Origin of the sequence: Variovorax paradoxus (assembly GCF_030815855.1) — a bacterium.
Taxonomy (GTDB): Bacteria; Pseudomonadota; Gammaproteobacteria; order Burkholderiales; family Burkholderiaceae_C; genus Variovorax; species Variovorax paradoxus_M.
The window spans coordinates 1,396,906-1,415,903 of the sequence record NZ_JAUSXG010000001.1; the positions used below are offsets into that span (position 1 = coordinate 1,396,906).

21 protein-coding genes are annotated in these 18,998 nt (G+C 63.3%); 18 read left to right on the forward strand and 3 right to left on the reverse strand.

Going from position 1 to position 18,998, the window contains the following annotated elements; all coding sequences use genetic code 11:
* Nucleotides 1-33 precede the first annotated feature (33 nt).
* From QFZ42_RS06525 to QFZ42_RS06595, 15 genes are all read left to right on the forward strand, one after another.
* Complete coding sequence (locus QFZ42_RS06525) at nucleotides 34-999, forward strand: hypothetical protein (RefSeq protein WP_307700179.1); 966 nt, start codon at nucleotides 34-36, stop codon at nucleotides 997-999.
* An 80-nt stretch (nucleotides 1,000-1,079) separates the two neighbouring features.
* The gene (locus tag QFZ42_RS06530) at nucleotides 1,080-1,466 is read left to right on the forward strand and encodes a hypothetical protein (RefSeq protein WP_307700180.1); all 387 of its coding nucleotides are present in this window, start codon (nucleotides 1,080-1,082) and stop codon (nucleotides 1,464-1,466) included.
* Entirely contained in the window at nucleotides 1,463-1,957 is a 495-nt protein-coding gene (locus QFZ42_RS06535; RefSeq protein WP_307700181.1) for a pentapeptide repeat-containing protein, read from the forward strand. The genes QFZ42_RS06530 and QFZ42_RS06535 overlap by 4 nt, the downstream gene beginning before the upstream one ends.
* Before the next feature lie 16 nt (nucleotides 1,958-1,973).
* Nucleotides 1,974-6,671, forward strand: coding sequence for an RHS repeat-associated core domain-containing protein (locus tag QFZ42_RS06540; protein WP_307700182.1), 4,698 nt, complete (start codon nucleotides 1,974-1,976; stop codon nucleotides 6,669-6,671).
* Nucleotides 6,668-7,159 (forward strand): hypothetical protein, encoded by a 492-nt coding sequence (locus QFZ42_RS06545; protein ID WP_307700183.1) that lies wholly within the window; start codon nucleotides 6,668-6,670, stop codon nucleotides 7,157-7,159. The genes QFZ42_RS06540 and QFZ42_RS06545 overlap by 4 nt, the downstream gene beginning before the upstream one ends.
* A 27-nt stretch (nucleotides 7,160-7,186) precedes the next feature.
* Complete coding sequence (locus QFZ42_RS06550; RefSeq protein ID WP_307700184.1) at nucleotides 7,187-7,585, forward strand: hypothetical protein; 399 nt, start codon at nucleotides 7,187-7,189, stop codon at nucleotides 7,583-7,585.
* 50 nt (nucleotides 7,586-7,635) lie between these two features.
* Nucleotides 7,636-8,091 carry a hypothetical protein gene (locus QFZ42_RS06555; RefSeq protein ID WP_307700185.1) on the forward strand — a complete coding sequence of 152 codons (456 nt, stop codon included), beginning with the start codon at nucleotides 7,636-7,638 and terminating at the stop codon, nucleotides 8,089-8,091.
* Nucleotides 8,092-8,176: 85 nt separating this feature from the next.
* Nucleotides 8,177-8,428 carry a hypothetical protein gene (locus tag QFZ42_RS06560; RefSeq protein WP_307704330.1) on the forward strand — a complete coding sequence of 84 codons (252 nt, stop codon included), beginning with the start codon at nucleotides 8,177-8,179 and terminating at the stop codon, nucleotides 8,426-8,428.
* Nucleotides 8,367-8,552 (forward strand): RHS domain-containing protein, encoded by a 186-nt coding sequence (locus QFZ42_RS06565; RefSeq protein ID WP_307700186.1) that lies wholly within the window; start codon nucleotides 8,367-8,369, stop codon nucleotides 8,550-8,552. The genes QFZ42_RS06560 and QFZ42_RS06565 overlap by 62 nt, the downstream gene beginning before the upstream one ends.
* Before the next feature lie 10 nt (nucleotides 8,553-8,562).
* Nucleotides 8,563-8,814, forward strand: coding sequence for an RHS repeat-associated core domain-containing protein (locus QFZ42_RS06570; protein ID WP_307704181.1), 252 nt, complete (start codon nucleotides 8,563-8,565; stop codon nucleotides 8,812-8,814).
* A gap of 203 nt (nucleotides 8,815-9,017) precedes the next feature.
* Nucleotides 9,018-9,482 carry a hypothetical protein gene (locus QFZ42_RS06575; protein WP_307700187.1) on the forward strand — a complete coding sequence of 155 codons (465 nt, stop codon included), beginning with the start codon at nucleotides 9,018-9,020 and terminating at the stop codon, nucleotides 9,480-9,482.
* Nucleotides 9,483-9,962: 480 nt separating this feature from the next.
* A complete protein-coding gene (locus QFZ42_RS06580) occupies nucleotides 9,963-10,967 on the forward strand; it encodes a sugar ABC transporter substrate-binding protein (RefSeq protein ID WP_307700188.1) in 1,005 nt (334 codons plus the stop codon).
* Between the two features lie 19 nt (nucleotides 10,968-10,986).
* On the forward strand, nucleotides 10,987-11,946 hold the full coding sequence (locus tag QFZ42_RS06585; protein ID WP_307700189.1) for an ABC transporter permease: 960 nt from the start codon (nucleotides 10,987-10,989) through the stop codon (nucleotides 11,944-11,946).
* Complete coding sequence (locus QFZ42_RS06590; protein ID WP_307700190.1) at nucleotides 11,946-12,743, forward strand: ATP-binding cassette domain-containing protein; 798 nt, start codon at nucleotides 11,946-11,948, stop codon at nucleotides 12,741-12,743. Before QFZ42_RS06585 ends, QFZ42_RS06590 begins: the two co-directional genes overlap by 1 nt.
* Nucleotides 12,736-13,959 carry an ROK family transcriptional regulator gene (locus QFZ42_RS06595; RefSeq protein WP_307700191.1) on the forward strand — a complete coding sequence of 408 codons (1,224 nt, stop codon included), beginning with the start codon at nucleotides 12,736-12,738 and terminating at the stop codon, nucleotides 13,957-13,959. Before QFZ42_RS06590 ends, QFZ42_RS06595 begins: the two co-directional genes overlap by 8 nt.
* 14 nt (nucleotides 13,960-13,973) lie before the next feature.
* On the opposite strand, the gene QFZ42_RS06600 is transcribed toward QFZ42_RS06595, so the two are convergent.
* A complete protein-coding gene (locus QFZ42_RS06600; protein WP_307700192.1) occupies nucleotides 13,974-14,471 on the reverse strand; it encodes a hypothetical protein in 498 nt (165 codons plus the stop codon).
* A gap of 191 nt (nucleotides 14,472-14,662) precedes the next feature.
* On the opposite strand from QFZ42_RS06600, the gene QFZ42_RS06605 reads away from it, so the two are divergent.
* Nucleotides 14,663-15,313, forward strand: a complete 651-nt coding sequence (locus QFZ42_RS06605; protein WP_307700193.1) for a hypothetical protein — start codon at nucleotides 14,663-14,665, stop codon at nucleotides 15,311-15,313.
* 30 nt (nucleotides 15,314-15,343) lie between these two features.
* Here QFZ42_RS06605 and QFZ42_RS06610 read toward each other — a convergent pair whose 3' ends face one another.
* Together QFZ42_RS06610 and QFZ42_RS06615 are read right to left on the reverse strand one after the other, a co-directional pair.
* The gene (locus QFZ42_RS06610) at nucleotides 15,344-16,354 is read right to left on the reverse strand and encodes a Bug family tripartite tricarboxylate transporter substrate binding protein (protein ID WP_307700194.1); all 1,011 of its coding nucleotides are present in this window, start codon (nucleotides 16,352-16,354) and stop codon (nucleotides 15,344-15,346) included.
* A 70-nt stretch (nucleotides 16,355-16,424) separates the two neighbouring features.
* Nucleotides 16,425-17,219 carry an IclR family transcriptional regulator domain-containing protein gene (locus tag QFZ42_RS06615; protein ID WP_307700195.1) on the reverse strand — a complete coding sequence of 265 codons (795 nt, stop codon included), beginning with the start codon at nucleotides 17,217-17,219 and terminating at the stop codon, nucleotides 16,425-16,427.
* A 198-nt stretch (nucleotides 17,220-17,417) separates the two neighbouring features.
* On the opposite strand from QFZ42_RS06615, the gene QFZ42_RS06620 reads away from it, so the two are divergent.
* Entirely contained in the window at nucleotides 17,418-18,341 is a 924-nt protein-coding gene (locus QFZ42_RS06620; protein WP_307700196.1) for a shikimate dehydrogenase family protein, read from the forward strand.
* A gap of 96 nt (nucleotides 18,342-18,437) precedes the next feature.
* A complete protein-coding gene (locus tag QFZ42_RS06625; RefSeq protein WP_307700197.1) occupies nucleotides 18,438-18,998 on the forward strand; it encodes a TRAP transporter small permease in 561 nt (186 codons plus the stop codon).

Here is an 18,998-nt window from a genome sequence, read left to right on the forward strand (position 1 = left end):
TTTTCTCTCTCTCAGGCCACGGAGACACATCCCATGGACAAGGACATGCCCACATCGAGCGCGCAGATCTATGCGCTCGACGACGCGCAGCGGATCGATCTCGCCAGGAAGGCCGAAGCCGGCGATGCGGAGGCCGCCTTTCGCCTCTCGCAGCACTACACCTTCACGCACTCGGACGCTGATCAGCGCACGCACTGGCTGTCGGTGGCGGCCAAGGCGGGCCATGTGGTAGCGCAATCCAACCTCGCCTCCGACTTGAGCACGGACGGCAAGGACCTTGCCCAGGCCGCACAGTGGGCCGCGGAGGCCCGAAGGAATGGCAGTCCCGATGCGGACCGGCTTCTAGGGGCGATCGAGGCCGCACAGTCCGCCATGCTCACGCCCGAAGAGCAGACCACGTTGGCCGCGAAGGCCGAAGCCGGCGATGCCGAGGCCGCGTTCCGCTTGTCAAGGTACCGCAACTTCGTGCACCAGGACCGCACGCAGACACGGCGCTGGCGCAAGCTGGCGGCCGAGGGCGGCCATGCGCCGGCCCAGTACGAGCTCGCCGTCGACCTGTACATGAACGGCAAGGACCTCGCACAGGCCGCGAGATGGGCCGCCGAGGCACGCAAGAACGGCGACGCGGATGCAGGCCGGCTGCTGCGGGAGATCGAGGCGCTGCAGTCCGCCTCGCTCACATCCGACGAAGAGGCCGCGCTGGTCGCGAAGGCCGAAGCCGGGGATGCCGAGGCCGCGTTCCGGCTTTCGAAGTATTACCACTTCGTGCATCAGGACGGCCGCGTGCGGGGGCGGCGCTGGCTCGTTCGGGCGGCCGAGGGAGGCCAGGCGACGGCGCAGTATGACCTTGCCGTGGTCCTGCAATTGGACGGCGGCACCGTGGCCCAAGCCGCGCACTGGGCCGCGCAGGCACACAGGAATGGCGATGTGGATGCGCAACGGCTGCTGCAGAGAATCGAAGCCTTGCGTTCCCCAGCGCGCAAGCAGCCCGGCAACTGAGTTGCCAGGTCATCATCCCTCGGCGACATCTTGCGCGAAGCGGGGAGCCGCTGAGCGCCTAACGCAATGGAGAACAGCTCATGGAAAACGATGCTTCCGCTTCGGACTCGTCTCTCTCTCCCATTTCGGGCGCTCAGAGCTATGCGCTCACTGACGAGCAACGCCTTGCGCTAATGGCAAAGGCGGAAGCCGGCAACGCCGACTCCGCCTTTCGGCTCTCGCTGTACTACACCTTCACGTTCTCCGATCCCGATCAATCGATGCACTGGCTTTCGATGGCGGCCAAGGGTGGCCACAGCATTGCGCAGCACAACCTTGCCTATGACCTTTACATGAACGGCACGGATATCGCAAAGGCTGCCTATTGGGCCGCGGAGTCGCAGAGGAACGGCAACGCCGAAGCCGGCTGGCTGTTGAGCGAAATCGAAACCGAGAAGGTCGTTTCAGGGTGGAGCCCGCTGACGTGAGCTCGCAGTTGATCATCCTGGCCCACGACATGTGGCGCAAAGGCGCAGGCGGAGCGCCGGCGGGCCTTGTGGGGCAGGCCGACAGCTTCGCCTACGCAGGGCTCGACCTGGGACTGGCGCAGTTCGCCGGCTCGACTTTCGCGGGCACCAGCTTCACCGCGACCAGCTTCAAGCAGGCGGGTTGGAGCGCCTGCCAGTTCACCGGTTGCAACTTCACGCAGTGCGACTTCAGCGGCATATCGATTACCGGCTGCACCTTCGTCAACTGCAGCTTCACGCGCGCCAACTTCGACGGCGGCAGCATCGGCACCAGCACCTTCACGCAGTGCCAATGGGACGACATCAGCTTTGCGGGCGGCCGCTGGAATGACGTCGGCGTGCTGAACTGCGGCGGCACCGTGGTGCATGCGCAGGGCCTGCAAGGGCGCAGCGTGGACTTCACGGGCAGCACCTTCGAGCAGCTGGAGTTCCAGGGCGCGAACATCAACTGAGGGGGAATCAGAAAAAATGTCAGGGACGGAAGGCACCAAGGCGCCGGCGCAGCGCGAACCCCAGACCGCGGTCGCCCCCCTGAACACCATCGTCAAGGAGGACATCGCGGCGGCCAGCAAGGCGGTGGACGACTGGCTGCGCTCGTTCAGCGGCGGCTATGTCACGCTGGAGCGGCTGACCATGGTGCTGGGCAGCATTCCGATCGTCGGCAACATCATGGCGCTGGTGGATGTGTTCCTGGACATCATCAACATCGTCGAGAAAAAAGCCAAGGACGGCGTCGAGGCCTTCTTGGTCTGGGTGAGCCTGGGCATCAACCTGATCGGGCTGATCCCGCTGCCGCCGACCATGGCGGCGGCGCGCATGAGCCTGCGGCCCACGCTGCACCTGGTGAAGCAGCAGCTCAAGAGCGCCACCTCCAACCTGGGCGAGGCGATCGTCACCACGCTGGTCGGGCACCTTAATGCCACCATCGTGGGAGAGCTCGACAAGTTCATCGACGGCGCCATAGACAAGCTCGACGGCATCCTGAAGAGCTGCGCGGACCTGGCCGACAAGATCATCGACAACCTCGTGGACATTCTTCGGCGCGTGCTGGGGCAGAAGGACCTGTTCACCGTCGCCAGACCCGGCGCGGCGGAAACGAAGGTGCACGACCCGAAGACGCAAAGCACCTGGAGCCGGATGTGGGGCAGTGCGGTGCGCTACACCAAGGAGTCTGCGAACTACGTGGCCAAGGCGGCGGCGAGCCAACTGCCCGCGGGTGTCGCGAGCCGGGTCGACGGCGTCATCGCGCAGATGCTGGACTTCAAGCGGCTACTGCGCGGGCAGTTGTCGAAGCTGGCGGACCGGGAGGCGCAGGCCAGCATCATGTGGCTGCTGCACAAGCTGCGGGATGCGTTGCTGCGCAAGAAAGGCAAGGGGTCGGCCATCGTGTCGCCGCAGGCGGGGGCCAAGGCCGAGAAGGCCAAGCCGGGTACGGCGCTCGGCCACATCGGCAAGCAGGCACCGCCCACGGGAAATCCCGACTGCGGAAAAAACTGCCCTGCGCCGGCGCGCATCGGCGCTTCGATCAGCCTCGCGACCGGCAATGAGAGCTTCACGCACACCGATTTTGTCCTTGCCGCGCCGCTGCCCATCGAATGGGCGCGCACCTACGCCAGCGACCTGGACGCCTTCGACCGAGGCAGCCTGGGTGCACGATGGATCACGCCCTACAGCATGCGCGTGGACATCACGACGCCCTTGCGCGGCGCTCGCAAGGGACGCGCGAGTCTGGTCTATCGCGCAGCCGACGGGCGCAGCCACGCGTATCCGGTGCTGGCCGTCGGACAGGCGCATCGCGATGCCATCGAGGAAATAACGGTTTCGCGCCTCAGCGAGACCTTGCTGGCGCTCGACTTCGGCAAGCCGCTGCCCGCGGGAGAGCAAGCCGATTGGCGCGAGCTCTACGAACTGGTCGACAGCGAGCAGCCGCACTTTCGCCTGGTCGCGCAGCAGGCCAAGGACGGCCAATCCATCGGCCTGCGCTACGACCACGTGATCGCCTCTACCGGCGAGCAGGTGCTCAGCGACATCATCAGCAAGCAGGGCGATGCGGTGATGGCGCACGTCGGCACCCAGCCCGATGCAAAGACCGGCCTCGTCCAGTCGCTGTGGGAGCTGAAGGAAGGCCAGGTCGTGCGCCAGCTGGCCGCCTACACGCACGATGCCGAACATGACCTGATTGCCGCGCAGGACGAGAACGGCGCCAGCTGGAGCTACACCTACAGCCAGCACCTTGTCACCCGCTACACCGACCGCACCGGCCGCGGCATGAACCTGGAATACAACGGCACCGGCGCCGACGCCAAGGCCGTGCGCGAGTGGTCCGACGACGGCAGCTTTGCACTGCAGCTGGAGTGGGACGCCAACATCCGCCTGACCTATGTCACCGATGCGCTGGGAGGCGAGACCTGGCACTACTACGACATCGAGGGCTACACCTACCGAATCATCCACCCCGACAAGCTGGAGGAATGGTTCTTCCGCGACGATGCAAAGAACGTCACGCGGCATGTGCATACCGACGGAACCACCGACGACTACAGCTACGACGAAGACGGCAACCTGCAGACGCACACCCGTGCCGACGGCAGCCGGGTGCACTTCGAGTACGACAGCCAGCACCGCCTCACCGGCATCCGCGATGCCGAGGGCGGTGGTTGGAAGCGCGGCTACGACGCACAGGGTCATCTGACGGAAGAGATCGATCCGCTGGGCCACAAGATCGAGTACGCCTATGACAAGGCCGGGCGGCCTGTGCGCATTACCGATGCGAAGGGCGGCGTGAAGGCGCTTGCTTATTCCCCGTCAGGGCAATTGCTCAGCTACACCGATTGCTCCGCGAAGACCAGCCGATGGGAGTACGACGAGCGTGGCCGTGTGACCAAGGCCGTGGACGCAGCAGGCAACACCACCGGCTATCGCTATGCCAGTGGCCAACTCGAAGAAATCGTGCTGCCCGACAAGACCAGCGAGCACTTAACGCACGACGCCGAAGGGCGTCTGCTCGCACACGCCGACGCGCTCGGCCGGCGTACCCGCTACAGCTACACGCGCGCAGGCCTCATCGCGAGCCGCACCGACGCTGCCGGCCGCTCGCTCAAATACCACTGGGACTTGTTGGGCCGGCTCACAGAGCTGCAGAACGAGAACGGCAGCCACTACAACTTTCACTACGACCCCGTAGGACGGCTGCTCGAAGAAACCGGCTTCGACCGCAAGACCACGCACTATCGCCACGAGGCAACCACCGGTACGCTCGCCGAAGTGGTCGAGGCCGGCCACGCGACCCAGCTGCAGTTCGATTCACTCGGCCGACTTGTCGAGCGGAATGCCGGGGGAGGCCAGCTGGAGCACTTCGCGTACGACCGCAATGGCCGCTTGGTGCAGGCCGCCAATCGCGATGCGCGCTTGCAGTGGTTCTATGACCCGGCGGGCAACCTGACGCGCGAGCATCACCATTACCTTGCGAATGCGCGCACGGCGGTCTGGCAGCACCGCTACGACGAGCTCAACGAGCGTGTTGCCACCACTCGCCCCGACGGCCACGTGACCCAATGGCTCACCTATGGTTCTGGCCATGTGCACGGCCTTCTTGTCGACGGGCAAGACATTCTCGGCTTCGAGCGCGACGACCTGCACCGCGAAGTGGCCAGGGAGCAGGGCAACGGCCTGAGCCAGCGCCAGAAGTACGACCCCGCCGGCCGGCTGCTGGAGCAACGCATTTCGCAAACCGGCCGCGGCCCTGCCGATGCGCTGGAGCTCAGCCGCCGCTACACCTACGACAAGGCCGGCCAGCTCACCGCCATTGGCGACAGCCGCCGCGGCCGGCTGGACTACCGCTACGACCCGGTCGGCCGCCTGCTCGAAGCCAACAGCCGGCTCGGCCGCGAGGTCTTCGCCTTCGATCCTGCGGGCAATATCGTCGACCCTGCCTTGGCTGAAGGCCCGGTGCAGCGCACGGCCAACAAGCTGCTCGACAACCTGCTGAAGGAGTACGCCGGCACCAGCTACCGCCATGACGAACGCGGCAATCTCGTTGAGCGCGTGAAGAACGGGCGCAAGACCGTCTTCGCATGGGACGGCTTCAGTCGCATGGCGGCCGCTACCGATCCCGATGGCATTACCACCACATTCAGCTACGACCCGCTGGGCCGCCGCGTCGCCAAACGGTCACGCGACGCGACCACCTCGTTCGGATGGGACGGCGACGTGCTTGCATTCGAGAGCACCCAAAGCACCGCTGCGCTGAACGAGCAGCAGGGGCAGGGATGGAGCGTGCACTACATCCACGAGCGCGATTCGTTCGTGCCGCTGGTGCAGATCAGGCAGCCGCGCGCCATGGCGCTGAGCGAGACCACGGATGTGAAGGCGCTGATGGAAGCGAACGGCGGCGCGTACGACATCGAGCAGGATCCGCTGTGGAATGGCGAGCAGCGCAGCGTGCCGAGCGCCTTCGACGGGAAGGAGATGGCGTTCTATCAATGCGACCACCTGGGTACGCCGCAAGAACTGACGGACCATGAGGGAAGCATTGCCTGGTCGGCGCAGCACAAGGCCTGGGGCGAGGCGCGGGAGACGATCAGCGAGGCGGGGAGAAGGGCGGGGCTCAGGAATCCGATCCGGTTTCAGGGACAGTATTTCGATGAGGAAACGGGGCTGCATTACAACCGGTACCGGTACTACGATCCGTATGCAGGACGATTCCTCTCGCGAGATCCGGTTGGCCTACTCGGTGGCTTCAATTTGCACCAGTTCGTTCCTAACCCGGTCGAATGGATTGATCCACTAGGTCTCGCACGCCAAAAAGGAATTACTCCAAATAACAAGGGCACTCGGACGACTATAGAAGGAGGGGCGCTTCCAGAGGCCGCGGTGGGCTACAGCGGACGAGCCGGCGGAAGTGGTGCCAGCAACCCTGTGGTCAAGGAACTCTATGACTCCGTGCCGGAGGAACTGCAATCCCCAACGCATTCATGGTGCGGTGAACCGGACGCACTTAGCGGAGTTGCCAACCAGCACAATGTGTCGAATGTTGCCGAGCTTCGCAAGGTTGTTCATGGCGCCACTTCGACTACCGTCAGAAATGATGGGGTAGCTCTTCCGTTCTGTAGTTCGTGTGGACATGTGATGCGTCGGCTTGGCGTATGTGATGGAGCAAAAAAATGAATGGACCATTCAGCGATGCTGAAGAAGAAGAACTCGAACTTCTCGAGTACGAACTGACGAAGGGCGAGGTTACTTACGGCCGAATGATGAAGATGTATGCCGAGTTTTTACTCGCATCCATCCGACGGAGGCAGGGCGCACAAGAAATCAGTCCGTCTCTTGAGTTGGATTTGCTGGTTCAACACCTTCAAACGGCAATTGCCAGTTTCGGCACTGCCAATAGTGACGGAGTGCGAAGTGCATGCAGAGTCGAGCTAGTGCGGCTTTCTCGTCGCCTTGAAAGCGAACGACCGGATCTTGCGGCCCTCCTTCGATGCGCTGTCTGCTGCTTCTATGAAGAAGGCGGCGGATGGGACCCCGATAAAGAAGAGGACGCAACGCCTATCCCGCTTTACCTCTTTTTGCTCAAACGATTCGATCCCCGCATGGCGGCGGAGCTTTTGACATACGTGCGCACGCATCTGCTTGAGAAAAACTGTGGACCTTAAAGGTCTTAAATGCAAGAATGCCAAGTCATGATTGAATCCGCAGAGCGTTTTAAGGCTTTATCTTCCAGCCAAGATGAAATGGATGTAAATAGATCCCTATTTTATTCGGCTTCTCTTGATGTCTGGATGGAAATTATTAACTGCGATGCTGCGAGGCATCTGGATGTGGCGCAAAACCGTACAATTCCCGACGAAATCAAAAGAATGCTAGTGGAAAAGGGAAATCCCACTGTGCGCTCAATGATTGCTGAGAAGCGAAAGTTGCCACCTGATTTGTTTTTTGTTTTATCCAAGGATTCAGATTCTCTGGTGCGGCAGAAAATCGCAGCTAACGCAAAGACCCCGCCTGAGATACTTCAGCATCTGCTCCAAGATGTTGATGAGAATGTTGCACGTGTTGCTCGATATAGGGTTGAGAGTAAATAGCGATATATTTTGCTCGTGTCGCACGCGGTATTGAGTTAAATTCTGACGGGATGGCGATTTATTTGAAAGCTATGGGAGGAGAAGGCGCTAAATCCTGTCGTTTTGTCGAATCCATGGCAACACAAATATTTCCCCGCTACGTTCATAAGATGTACTACCGCCTGCTCGCCATGGGTGGTGACGAGCTCGATGAATTCCATATCAACGAAGAGCCTTGGCGCGCCAAGCTGTTCGATGCAATGAAGGTGGACTTCGACAGCTTCGGCCCGGTGAGCAAGCAAAGAGTTTTGGAAGCCCTGGAATACATCTGGTCATCTGGTCAGATCGAGAAGCTCTGGAGTTGGGTCGTACCTCAAGCAGTGGACCTCGATGAAGTTGAGGACAAGCCTGCCTACTTGTGCGCCCTGTACAAAAAGCTTTCTGGCCACGAGCCGCACAGAGACTTCGGCCCGGATGTGGAGTTGGTCAAGAGCGCAGGACCGCAAGGCGTTGACGTGCACGAATAGTTCTTCAGTTTCTGCCACGAAAAAGCCGCCTGTCACTCAACCGCTGAAGCTGGGTTGCTGCTAGCAGCAAGGGAAAGGATGGAGCGTGCACTACATCCACGAGCGCGATTCGTTCGTGCCGCTGATGCAGATCAGGCAGCCGCGCGCCATGGTGCTGAACGAGACGCCGGATGTGAAGGCGCTGATGGAAGCGAACGGACGCGCGTATGACATAGAGCAGGACCCGCTGTGGAACGGCGAACAGCGCAGCGTGCCGAGCGCCTTCGAGCGCAAGGATGGCGTTCTCGTTCTATCAGTGCGACCACCTGGGTACGCCGGAGGAGTTGACGGACCATGAGGGAAGCATTGCGTGGTCCGCGCAGTACAAGGCTTGGGGCGAGGCGTGGGAGACGATCAGCGAGGCGGGGAGAAGGGCAAGGGTTCAGGAATCCGATCCGGTTCCAGGGACAGTACTTCGATGAGGAAACGGGGCTGCATTACAACCGGTATCAGTACGACGATCCAATCGCCGAACGGTTTGTGTCCAAAGATCCCATCGCCTTGGCTGGAGGGTTGAACCTGCATGTTTATGCATCGAATTCAATTGCATGGATTGATCCTCTCGGTCTGCAGCCTCGCGTACCGCCCCATATCTCGCAACAAAAACAAACTGGTCACGTAAAAGGCACACCTCAGTACCGAAATCGAGTGGATGTCGGAAAACCGACGTCGTGTTTTTTGTGACTGGAGTGCAGCGATAAAGCACACGGATGAAGCATGGACAAACGGAACACAAGTTCCAGGACGGCCGGAGTGAAGGACTACGAATTTGGAACGCCGGCTGGCGAAGGGCCGAAGGGTGGCGCTCAGAGTAAGGTGAGAGTCCACCAAGATTCAAAAGGAAAGATCCATGGACACCCGGCCGGCCCAGAAACATAAGGACTCTTATGAAAAGCACTTGGATTGCCCTCCTCGAGGCTAAGTATAAAAATCTTAAAGCACCAAACTACTCTTTTGTATTGGATGAAATCGGGAAAAATCCATATGCGAAAGTTGTTGAAGATATTCGGAGAGGATTTTCCATAAATGAGGATACTGACGAGAATACCGACATCAGCTTCGGTTATGTCTTGTTCCTTGCGCCTGGGCGTGATTTTTTGCTCAGAATCTCAATGATTGCGCCTTATGCATTTTTGGCAAAAATCAAGGAGAGAGGCTCAACATCGCAACCAATCGTTCGTGAAAATACCCAGGATGCAATGGAGCTCGACGTGTTAAAAATACTCGAGTCCCACGGAATTTCGATGTTCGACGAAAAGAGCTTGAAAATCGGTGTACCTGATTCTGGCAAGGATTCAAAGTCGCTTTATCAATGGATGTTTGTAGACGAAGAAATCCCGCCATGGAGTTGATGCGAGCACGAACGTGTTTTATGCCGAAACTTCTCGCCTCTAGGAGGTCGAGGCAACTAGTGCTCAAAATTTTCTGAAGCGGCATTTGCGTGCCGAAAGGATGAATGAATGCTGGCCCGTCCCTCGGAAACGTTCTGAAAACAGCTATACGAGTGGAGTCGATCCAAAAAAGCTTTTGCAGGTATTTTCCCTAGAGAACCCAGGCGTGGTGGACTTCAAGTTGTTGACGGACTTTCCCAAGCGGGGAGTACTAACGGTTGACGGGGAAGTCTGGAAATACGAGCTCTGCTGGCCGTTCGTCCGGTTCGCTGACGACATCAAGATGAGGGAAGCCCTGCGGGTTTTCGATAACTAAATCCACTTGATTTAGTCCCCGCGCTGTCGGATAGTCTCCCTGCGCCCGGACGCCCACGCCTTCCACGGCCCGCATCCGGATCCCAAGACCGCAGGCGCATGCCGCCTGCCCACGGAGACACACACATGCTCAGTTCCCGCTCCATCCTGGCCCTGGCGGCTATGTCCCTGGCCGCATCGTCCGCTGCCTTTGCCGCCGACCAGCCCGTCATCGGCCTCGTCACCAAGACTGAAACCAACCCCTTCTTCGTCAAGATGAAGGAGGGCGCGCAGGAGGAAGCCAAGAAGCTCGGCGCCAAGCTGCTTTCGGGCGCGGGCAAGGCCGACGGCGACAACGCGGGCCAGATCACGGCCATGGAAAACATGATTGCCGCGGGTGCCAAGACCATCCTCATCACGCCGAGCGACGCCAAGGCGATCGTGCCGGCGATCAAGAAGGCGCGCGACAAGGGCATCATGGTGATTGCGCTCGACAGCCCGGCCGATCCGCCGGATGCGACCGATGCGCTCTTCGCCACCAACAACTACACGGCCGGCGTGCTGATCGGCGAATACGCCAAGGCCGCGATGGCGGGCAAGCCCGCGAAGATCATCGCGCTCGACCTGTTGCCGGGCCACCCGGTGGGCGCGCAGCGGCACAACGGCTTCATGAAGGGCTTCGGGCTTGCGGCGAACGATGCCAAGTCGAACGAGCTGTCGAAGGCGCCTGAAATCGTCTGCATGGCAGACAGCTTCGGCGACCAGGCCAAGGCGCAGACGGCGATGGAAAACTGCCTGCAAAGGGCGCCCGAGGTGAACCTGGTCTACACCATCAACGAGCCCGCCGCGGCCGGTGCCTACAACGCGCTGAAGCGTGCGGGCAAGGAGAAGGGCGTGATGATCGTCTCGGTCGACGGCGGTTGCCAGGGCATCAAGGACACCAACGCCGGCGTGATCGCGGCGACATCGCAGCAGTACCCGCTCAAGATGGCGGCCATGGGCGTGGCGGCGGGCGTGGAATATGCCAAGACGGGCAAGAAGGCCTCGGGCTACGTCGACACGGGCGTGACGCTCATCGCCGGCAAGAGCGTGGCTGGCGTCGACAGCAAGGACACCAAGACCGGCGCCGAGCTGTGCTGGGGCAAGAAGTAAGCAGGCCCGGAGCATCCTGATGGCGAAATCTCCGACGCACCACATTCCGTGGGGCGCCCTGGGGCCGTGGCTGGCCCTGCTTGGCGCATGCATCTTCTTTGCGACCCAGTCCGACCGCTTTCTGACGGGTGGCAACCTCTCGCTGATCATGCAGCAGGTGATGGTGGTCGGCGTGATCGCCATCGGCCAGACGCTGATCATTCTCACGGCCGGCATCGACCTGTCGTGCGGCATGGTGATGGCGTTGGGCAGCATCATCATGAGCAAGTTCGCGACCGAGCTCGGGCTGCCGGTTCCGGTGGCCATCCTGTGCGGCGTGGGGGTGACGACGCTGTTCGGCCTGCTCAACGGCTTGCTGGTCACGCGCATCAAGCTGCCGCCGTTCATCGTGACGCTGGGCACGCTGAACATCGCGTTCGCAATCACGCAGCTGTATTCCTCTTCGCAGACCATCACCGACCTGCCCGCCGGCCTTACCGGGCTGGGCACCACGTTCGCCATCGGCAATGCCGAAATGGCCTGGGGCGTGGTGCTGATGGTGGTGCTCTATGCGCTCGCGTGGTTCGTGCTGCGCGAAACAGCCGCGGGCCGGCACATCTATGCCGTGGGCAACAACGCCGAGGCCACGCGCCTGGTCGGCATTCCGACGCAGCGCGTGCTGCTGGGCGTGTACGTGGCGGCGGGCGTGCTCTACGGCATCGCCTCGCTGCTGTCGGTGGCGCGCACCGGCGTGGGCGATCCGAACGCGGGGCAGACCGAAAATCTCGACGCCATCACGGCCGTGGTGCTCGGCGGCACCAGCCTGTTCGGCGGCCGCGGCGTGGTGCTGGGTTCGTTGATCGGCGTGTTGATCGTGGGGGTGTTCCGCAACGGGCTCACGCTGATGGGCGTGTCGTCGATCTACCAGGTGCTGGTGACGGGCGTGCTGGTGATTCTTGCGGTCGCTGCGGATCAGCTCTCGCGCAAGGGGGCCCGCTGATGAACGCAGTCGCCAACCCCAAGATCGTGATGCAGGCCAAGGGCCTGGTGAAGCGCTACGGGCAGGTCACGGCGCTCGACGGTGTCGACTTCGAACTGCGCGAAGGTGAAATCCTCGCGGTGATCGGTGACAACGGCGCGGGCAAGTCGTCGCTCATCAAGGCGCTCTCGGGTGCGGTGGTGCCGGACGAGGGCGAGATCCTGCTCGACGGTGCGCCGGTGCATTTTCGCAACCCGCTCGACGCGCGCCGCGCGGGCATCGAGACGGTCTACCAAGACCTGGCGGTGGCTCCCGCCATGACCATCTACGAAAACCTCTTTCTCGGCCGCGAACTGCGCCGCCCGGGTTTCATGGGCAAGGTGCTGCGCATGCTCGACAAGAAGAAGATGCTGCAGGAAAGCGCCGCGCGCATGGCGGACCTGAAGGTCGGCATCCAGTCGATGACGCAGGCGGTCGAGACGCTTTCGGGCGGACAGCGCCAATGCGTGGCCGTGGCGCGCAGCGCGGCCTTCGCGCGGCACGTGGTCATCATGGACGAGCCCACCGCTGCGCTGGGCGTGAAAGAGGGCAACATGGTGCTCGAGCTGATCCGCCGCGTGCGGGATCGCGGCCTGCCCGTGGTGCTCATCAGCCACAACATGCCGCATGTGTTCGAGGTGGCCGATCGCATTCACGTGGCGCGCCTCGGCAAGCGTGCGGCCGTGCTCAACCCGAAGCACATCAGCATGAGCGACACGGTGGCCGTGATGACCGGCGCCATGACGGCCGACCAGCTGCCCGCGGAGGCGCATGCCTGATGCAGAAGCCGCCGCGCGCCCGCCCGACCTGTTGCGCCCGCGCGGCTCCAACCAGGTCGGCATGCGCCAGTTCAACGAACGCGTGGTGCTGCAGGCCCTGCGCGTTCACACCAGCCTGCCCAAGGCCGAGCTCGCGCGGCTCACCGGGCTGAGCGCGCAGACCATCGGGCTCATCACCGCGCGGCTCGAGGAAGACGGGCTCATCGTGAAGCAGGGCCGCGTGCGCGGCCGCATCGGGCAGCCTTCGGTGCCGCTGGCGCTCAACCCCGACGGGGCCTTTGCCATCGGCATCAAGGTGGGCCGGCGCGGTGCCGAATGGCTGCTGATCGACTTCGCCTCGCAGGTGCGCGAACGGTTTGCGATGAACTACGACTTTCCGGATGCGGACGCATTGCTGCCGGCAATTGCGCGGCACATCCATCGATTGCGCGACGGGCTCGGTCCGCTCGCCGCGCGCAACGTGGGCGCGGGGCTGGTCGCGCCATTCCTGCTGGGCGGCTGGCACCGCACGCTGGGCCTGTCGAAGGCGCAGGCGGACGAGTGGAACCAGATGGACCTGCTGGCCGAGGTGCGGGCACGCACCGAGGTGCCGGTGAGCTTTGCGCGCGACACGGTGGCCGCCTGCGTGGCCGAGCTGGTCGGCGGGCGCGGGCACGACCTGAAGAGCTTTCTCTACATCTTCGTCGACACCTTCGTGGGCGGCGGGCTGGTCATCGATTCGCACCTGCACACGGGCGCGCATGGCAACGCGGGTGCGCTGGCTTCGTTGCCGATGCAGTCGGTGCGGCCCGGTGGGGCGCCGCCATCGCAGGTGATGGCCGAGGCCTCGCTGTGGGAACTGGAGCAGCGCCTGCAGGGTGAAGGGCTGGACCCCACCGCGGCTTATGACGACCGCGCGCTGCAGCCGCCTTTTGCCGCCGCGACGCAGGCTTGGCTCGGCTCCGCATCGCTGGCTCTCGCGCACGCCATCGTCAGCAGCACCGCGGTACTCGACCTCGCCGACGTGGTGATGGACGGCTCCATGTCACGTGCATTGCTGCAAGCCTTGCTCGGCCAGACACGCGCCGCACTGGCGCGATGCAACTGGGAAGGCCTGTGGCCGCCGCAGCTGCACGGAGGCAGGGCGGGTGCGCAGGCGTGTGCCCTGGGCGGTGCGATGCTGCCGCTGCACGCCAACTTCGCGCCGGACCACGACGTGTTCCTGAAGGCGGCCTGAGAAGCTTGCGCCGCTCAAAGGCTCGCCGACGCGTGCAGGTCGCGCGGCAGCCGCAGCGTGCTCGCGCGCGCGCCTTCGGGGCAAGGTCCGTCTGAATAGGCGGCATTGCCTTCCGGCATGACGCACTTGTGCACCTCGACGATGGCCGGCGCGGCCTTGGCGGCCGGCTCCTGCGGAGCGACCACCGGGGCCCCGACGTTCGCGCTTGCGAGCGGCGCATAAGCGGGCGCGTAAGGGGACATGGGCATGACAGGTTCCGGGGAGGAGCCGGCCACTTCATCCGGCAACGCGCGCTTGCCGGCGGCTGGTGCGGCGGGCTCGACGTGCGCCGGCATGACCGCGGGTGCCAAGGCCGGTGCGCGCGCCGCGCTCTCTTGAACCAGGTCTTTCAAGGTCACATAGAAAAGCGACGCTGCCACCAGCGCCACGCCCAGGCAAGGCGCCCAGTACCGGGTGGAGCCTTGCGCAATATCCGTTTGCCCGGACTTGCCGATCATCTGTTCGAGGCCCATGGCTGAAGCTCCTTGGTCGTGTTCAGCCGTTCTACTGGCCGGAACCGACCGCCCTTGTAGGCCTGCGCCATGCACCACGACGGAATACGCCTCGAAAACGCCGCGGAGAAAGCCGCTTGGACGGTTGGAATGGCCGAGACGCGAGAGTTTCGATAATGCAGTCCGTCCCGTAGAGAACCGAACCGCAAAAAATGAGTGCCGCAGATTTCCTCTTCGCCCCCGAAGTACAAAAGCTACTGATGGTTGCCTACGCGGCGCCCGACCAACAGTTTTCTTCCAACGAGCTGGCCAAGCGCTCGAAGCTCGACCCTGACGATGCGGTGCGCACGCTCGAGCACCTCGTCGGCAGCGGCATCCTGAAGCGGAACAAGCCGAAGGCCGACGAGGCAGAGACCCTCTCGGTCGACCGCGCGTTCATCTTTCACGACGAGTTGCGAAACATCGCGCTGAAGTCTTTTGCCGCAGCCGAACCGGTCCGCTCCATGCTGCGCACCAAGTTCAAGGACTCGGTCATGCGCGCTTTCATCCTGCAAGAGGACAAGGACGGCACCCTGGAGCTGCTCGTCGTGCACGGCCAGCTGATGCCCGATGAATCGGCCATGAAGGCCGCGTGCCAGAAGCTGTCGAAGAACATCCACCGCCACCTGAAGATGCACGTCATCTCGAGCGCCAGGTTCAACAGCATGGCGCCGCGGGACCCGCTTGCGTCGAAGCTGGTCGTGCCGGGCGCGCTCGAGATCATCGCGCTCGGGGATACGAAGGCCCAGCCGCCCGTCGAGAAGGTCGGCCTTTTGCAAAGCGCGAAGAAGAAGCTCGCAACGCTGTCGCGCCCATTGGCGTGAACGCCCGGCGCGAGGCCATGCAGGCCCGGCTCAGTCCGGCTTGATATTTGCCCTTGCAATCACCTTTTGCCAACGCGCCTGCTCGGCCGCAATGAACTGCGCGAACTGTTCGGGCGTGCCGCCGATGGCTTCTGCCGCGTCGCCTGTCAGCCGCTGCATCGAGTCGGGCGACTTCACGGCCTTCATGGTTTCGGCCGAGAGCTTGGCCAACTGAGCGGGCTCGATGCTGGCCGGCGCAAGCATGCCGTACCACTGCGTCATCTCGAAGCCCGGAAAGCCTTGCTCGGCCACCGTGGCCACGTCGGGCAGTTGCGGTAAACGCTTGGCCGAACCCGTGGCAATGCAGCGCACCTTGCCGGCCTTGATGAACGGAAGGACGGCGGCCGCACCGATGGCCGAGGCATCGAGCCGGCCCGAGAGCAGGTCGGTCACCATGGGCCCGGTGCCGCGGTAGGGCACATGCAGCATGAAGACATTGGCGGTCATCTTCAGGTACTCGAAAGCCAGGTGGCCCGCGCTGCCGTTGCCCGCGGAGCCGTAGCTCAGCTTGCCCGGCTTCGACTTGGCGTAGGCGATGAATTCCTTCAGGTTCTGGGCCGGTACGTCGGGGTGCACCACATACAGGCTGGGCACCTTGGCCAGCAGGCTCACGGGCTTGAAGTCCTTGTTCGCGTCGTAGGGCAGCTTGGCAAAGATGTACGGGTTGACCGCAAGCGTGCCGATGTGCCCGAGGATCAAGGTGTGCTGGTCGGTCGCGCGCGCCACTTCGCTCATGGCAATGTTGCCGGCCGCACCGGGCTTGTTGTCGACGAACACGCTTTGTCCCAAGGTGCGAGAAAGCTCGGCGGCGGTGGAGCGCGCCACGATCTCCGAACTGCCGCCGGGCGCAAAGGGCACGACGAAGCGAATCGACTTGCTGGGCCAGGTCGCTTGTGCGGAAGCCATCGAAGGCAGCAGGCCTCCCAAGGCCAGCGCGCCGCCGCCCTGCAGCCATTGGCGGCGTGTGGACTGTTGATCGTTCAGGAAGTGGTCGTCGGACATGAATTCGTCTCCATTGCTTTTTGCGTGAGGGGATCATCTTGCCCGACGAATGCCGCTGCAAAGAGCCCGGTCAGATCAGGTTGCGCATGGCCTGCGCCGTTTCGCGCAGCACCGGCAGCACGCGCGCCACCGCATCCTCGGAGCTTTCGTGGCCCATGGGCATGGTGATGTTGAGCGCGCCCATCAGCATGCCGTGCCGGTCGCGCAGCGGCACCGCGATGCCGCGCGAGTTGAGGTCGAGCTGCTGTTCCGAAAGCGCCCACCCCTGTGCGCGGATGCGCGCCAGTTCGAGCTTCATGCGTTCCTTGCTCGCGATGGTGTGCGAGGTGAACACCTGCAGCTGCCGGGTCGCGAGCCAGTCGGCCAGCTCGGCGTCGCCGCGCAGCGAAAGCATCAGCATGCCCGCGGCCGTAACCTGCGCCGGCACGCGCGCGCCGAGCACGTAGCCGGTGCTCATGCTGCGGTTGGGGCCGTTGCGCGCGATGTAGACCACCTCGTCGCCGTCCATCACGCTGAGGTAGGCGATCTCGTTGGTGCCGGCCGCCACGCGCTGCAGAAAAGGCTGGACGATGCGCGGCAGCCGCGCCGAGTCGAGGTACGACTGGCCCAGCCGCAGCACGCGCGGCGTGAGCCAGAACAGCTTGCCGTCGCTCGCCACATAGCCCATGTGCTGCAGCGTCAGCAGGTAGCGCCGCGCGGCCGTGCGGGTCATGCCCGTGCGTTCGCCGGCCTGGCTGGCGGTGAGGCGCGGGTGGGCGTCGTCGAAAGCTTCGATGATGCTCACGCCGCGCTCCAGGCCCGCGATCCAGTCGCGCTTGTCGAGCCCGGGCGGCGCGGGAGAAAGGTCGGCGAGGTCGGTGCTCATGGCGGGGAGTGTGCCGCGCGGCAGGCGCCGTCGCGATCTACGCTTATCGGGATTAACCCTGTTTTTGTACGATAAGCGAACGTGTTGAGTCGATGATCGTCCATTTTCGATGACGAAATGGTCAGGACCACAGGGCAGGTGGATAAAGTCCGCGCTGGCATCGGCTTTGGAGCGATTGCCGCACAAAAGGGGCAAGACATGACCACCTCCATCACCGGCAATACCCTGGCGTACCTGATCCCCGGCGACCCCGTGCGCAACGTGCGCCTGCCGAAGATGTTCAACGCCGTCTTCGAGCGTTTCGGCATCGACGCGGTGCTGATTCCCATGCAGGTGCCGCTGCGCGACTTCGCGGTGTTCCTCAAGTCGGCGTTCCTGGCCCGCAATGTGCGCGGCATGGTGATTGCGCCGCCGCACAAGCCGCTGGCGGTCGACCTGCTCGACGGATGCGGCTTGTTCGGCCGCGTGGCCGGCTCGGTCAACGTGGTGCGCCGTGTCGAAAACAACGAACTGGAGGGCGACCTGTTCGACGGCGAGGGCCTCCTGGGCGCGCTGGACCACTTCAACATTCCATTCCGCGGCAAGCGGGTGCTGATTCTCGGGGCCGGCGTGAGCGCCGCGGCCATCGGCGTTGCGCTGGCCGAAGGCGGCACGGTCAACGGTGCCGAGCACATCGCCCTCTACGACACCTCGGCCGGCAAGGCGGCGGGCGTGGCGGCCAAGCTCGATGCGTTTTTCGATGCCCGTGTGGTGGCGGTCGACAGCAACGCACCCGAGGGCTACGACCTGGTCATCAATGCCACGCCGCTGGGGCTGGACGAGGCCGACGCGCTGCCCGTCGACGTCGCCCGCATGGAGCGGCATGCCGCGCTGTTCGACATTCTGCTGCGCAACCAGCCGACGCCGCTGGTGCGCGCAGCGCGTGCACGCGGCCTCAATGCGCAGGCCGGCTTCGAGATGCTGATCCAGCAGATGCCGCATTACTTTGCCTACTTCGGCCATGCGGATGCGGCGCACGGTCTGCGCAAGGACGCGAACTTTCTGCGCGAAATCATCTATCCACCGGCCATGCAGGCGGAGATTCGCCACCCCTTGCGCTACCAGTCCCCGAGCGTCGCGTGAGCCGGGAGCCGGGAGCCGGGAGCCGGCGCACGGACATGTTGCCGGACGTGGTCCGATCTGAACGAGAACTTGTTGAAGAAGAAAAGAGGAGACGCAATGACAAAGATATTCGACGGCTACTGCAAGCTGCTCGACGCACTGATCGCGCTGGCGCTTGCGATCATGGTCGTGCTGGTGTTCGGCAACGTGGTGCTTCGCTATGCCTTCAATTCGGGCATCACCATCTCGGAGGAGGTGTCGCGCTGGCTCTTTGTGTGGGTCACGTTCCTGGGCGCCGTGGTGGCGGTGAGGGAGCGCGCGCATCTGGGCACCGACTTCCTCGTGGCGCGCCTGCCGGTGCTGGGCAAGAAGATCTGCCTGGTGGCCGGCCATCTGCTCATGCTGTATGCGACCTGGCTGCTGTTCAGCGGCAGCCTGGCCCAGGCGAAGATCAATTGGGACGTGCAGGCGCCGGTGACCGGTGCGTCGACCGCGATCTTCTACGCCTCGGGCATCGTGTTCGCCGTTTCGGCGGCGGTGTTCCTGCTGAGCGACCTGGCGCGTGCGCTCACCGGCAAGCTGGGCGACGACGAACTCGTGATGGTGAAGGAGTCGGAAGACCTGGCGCAGCTCGAGCGCGACGACATGACCGAGCACAAGACCCGCGACAAGCGCTGA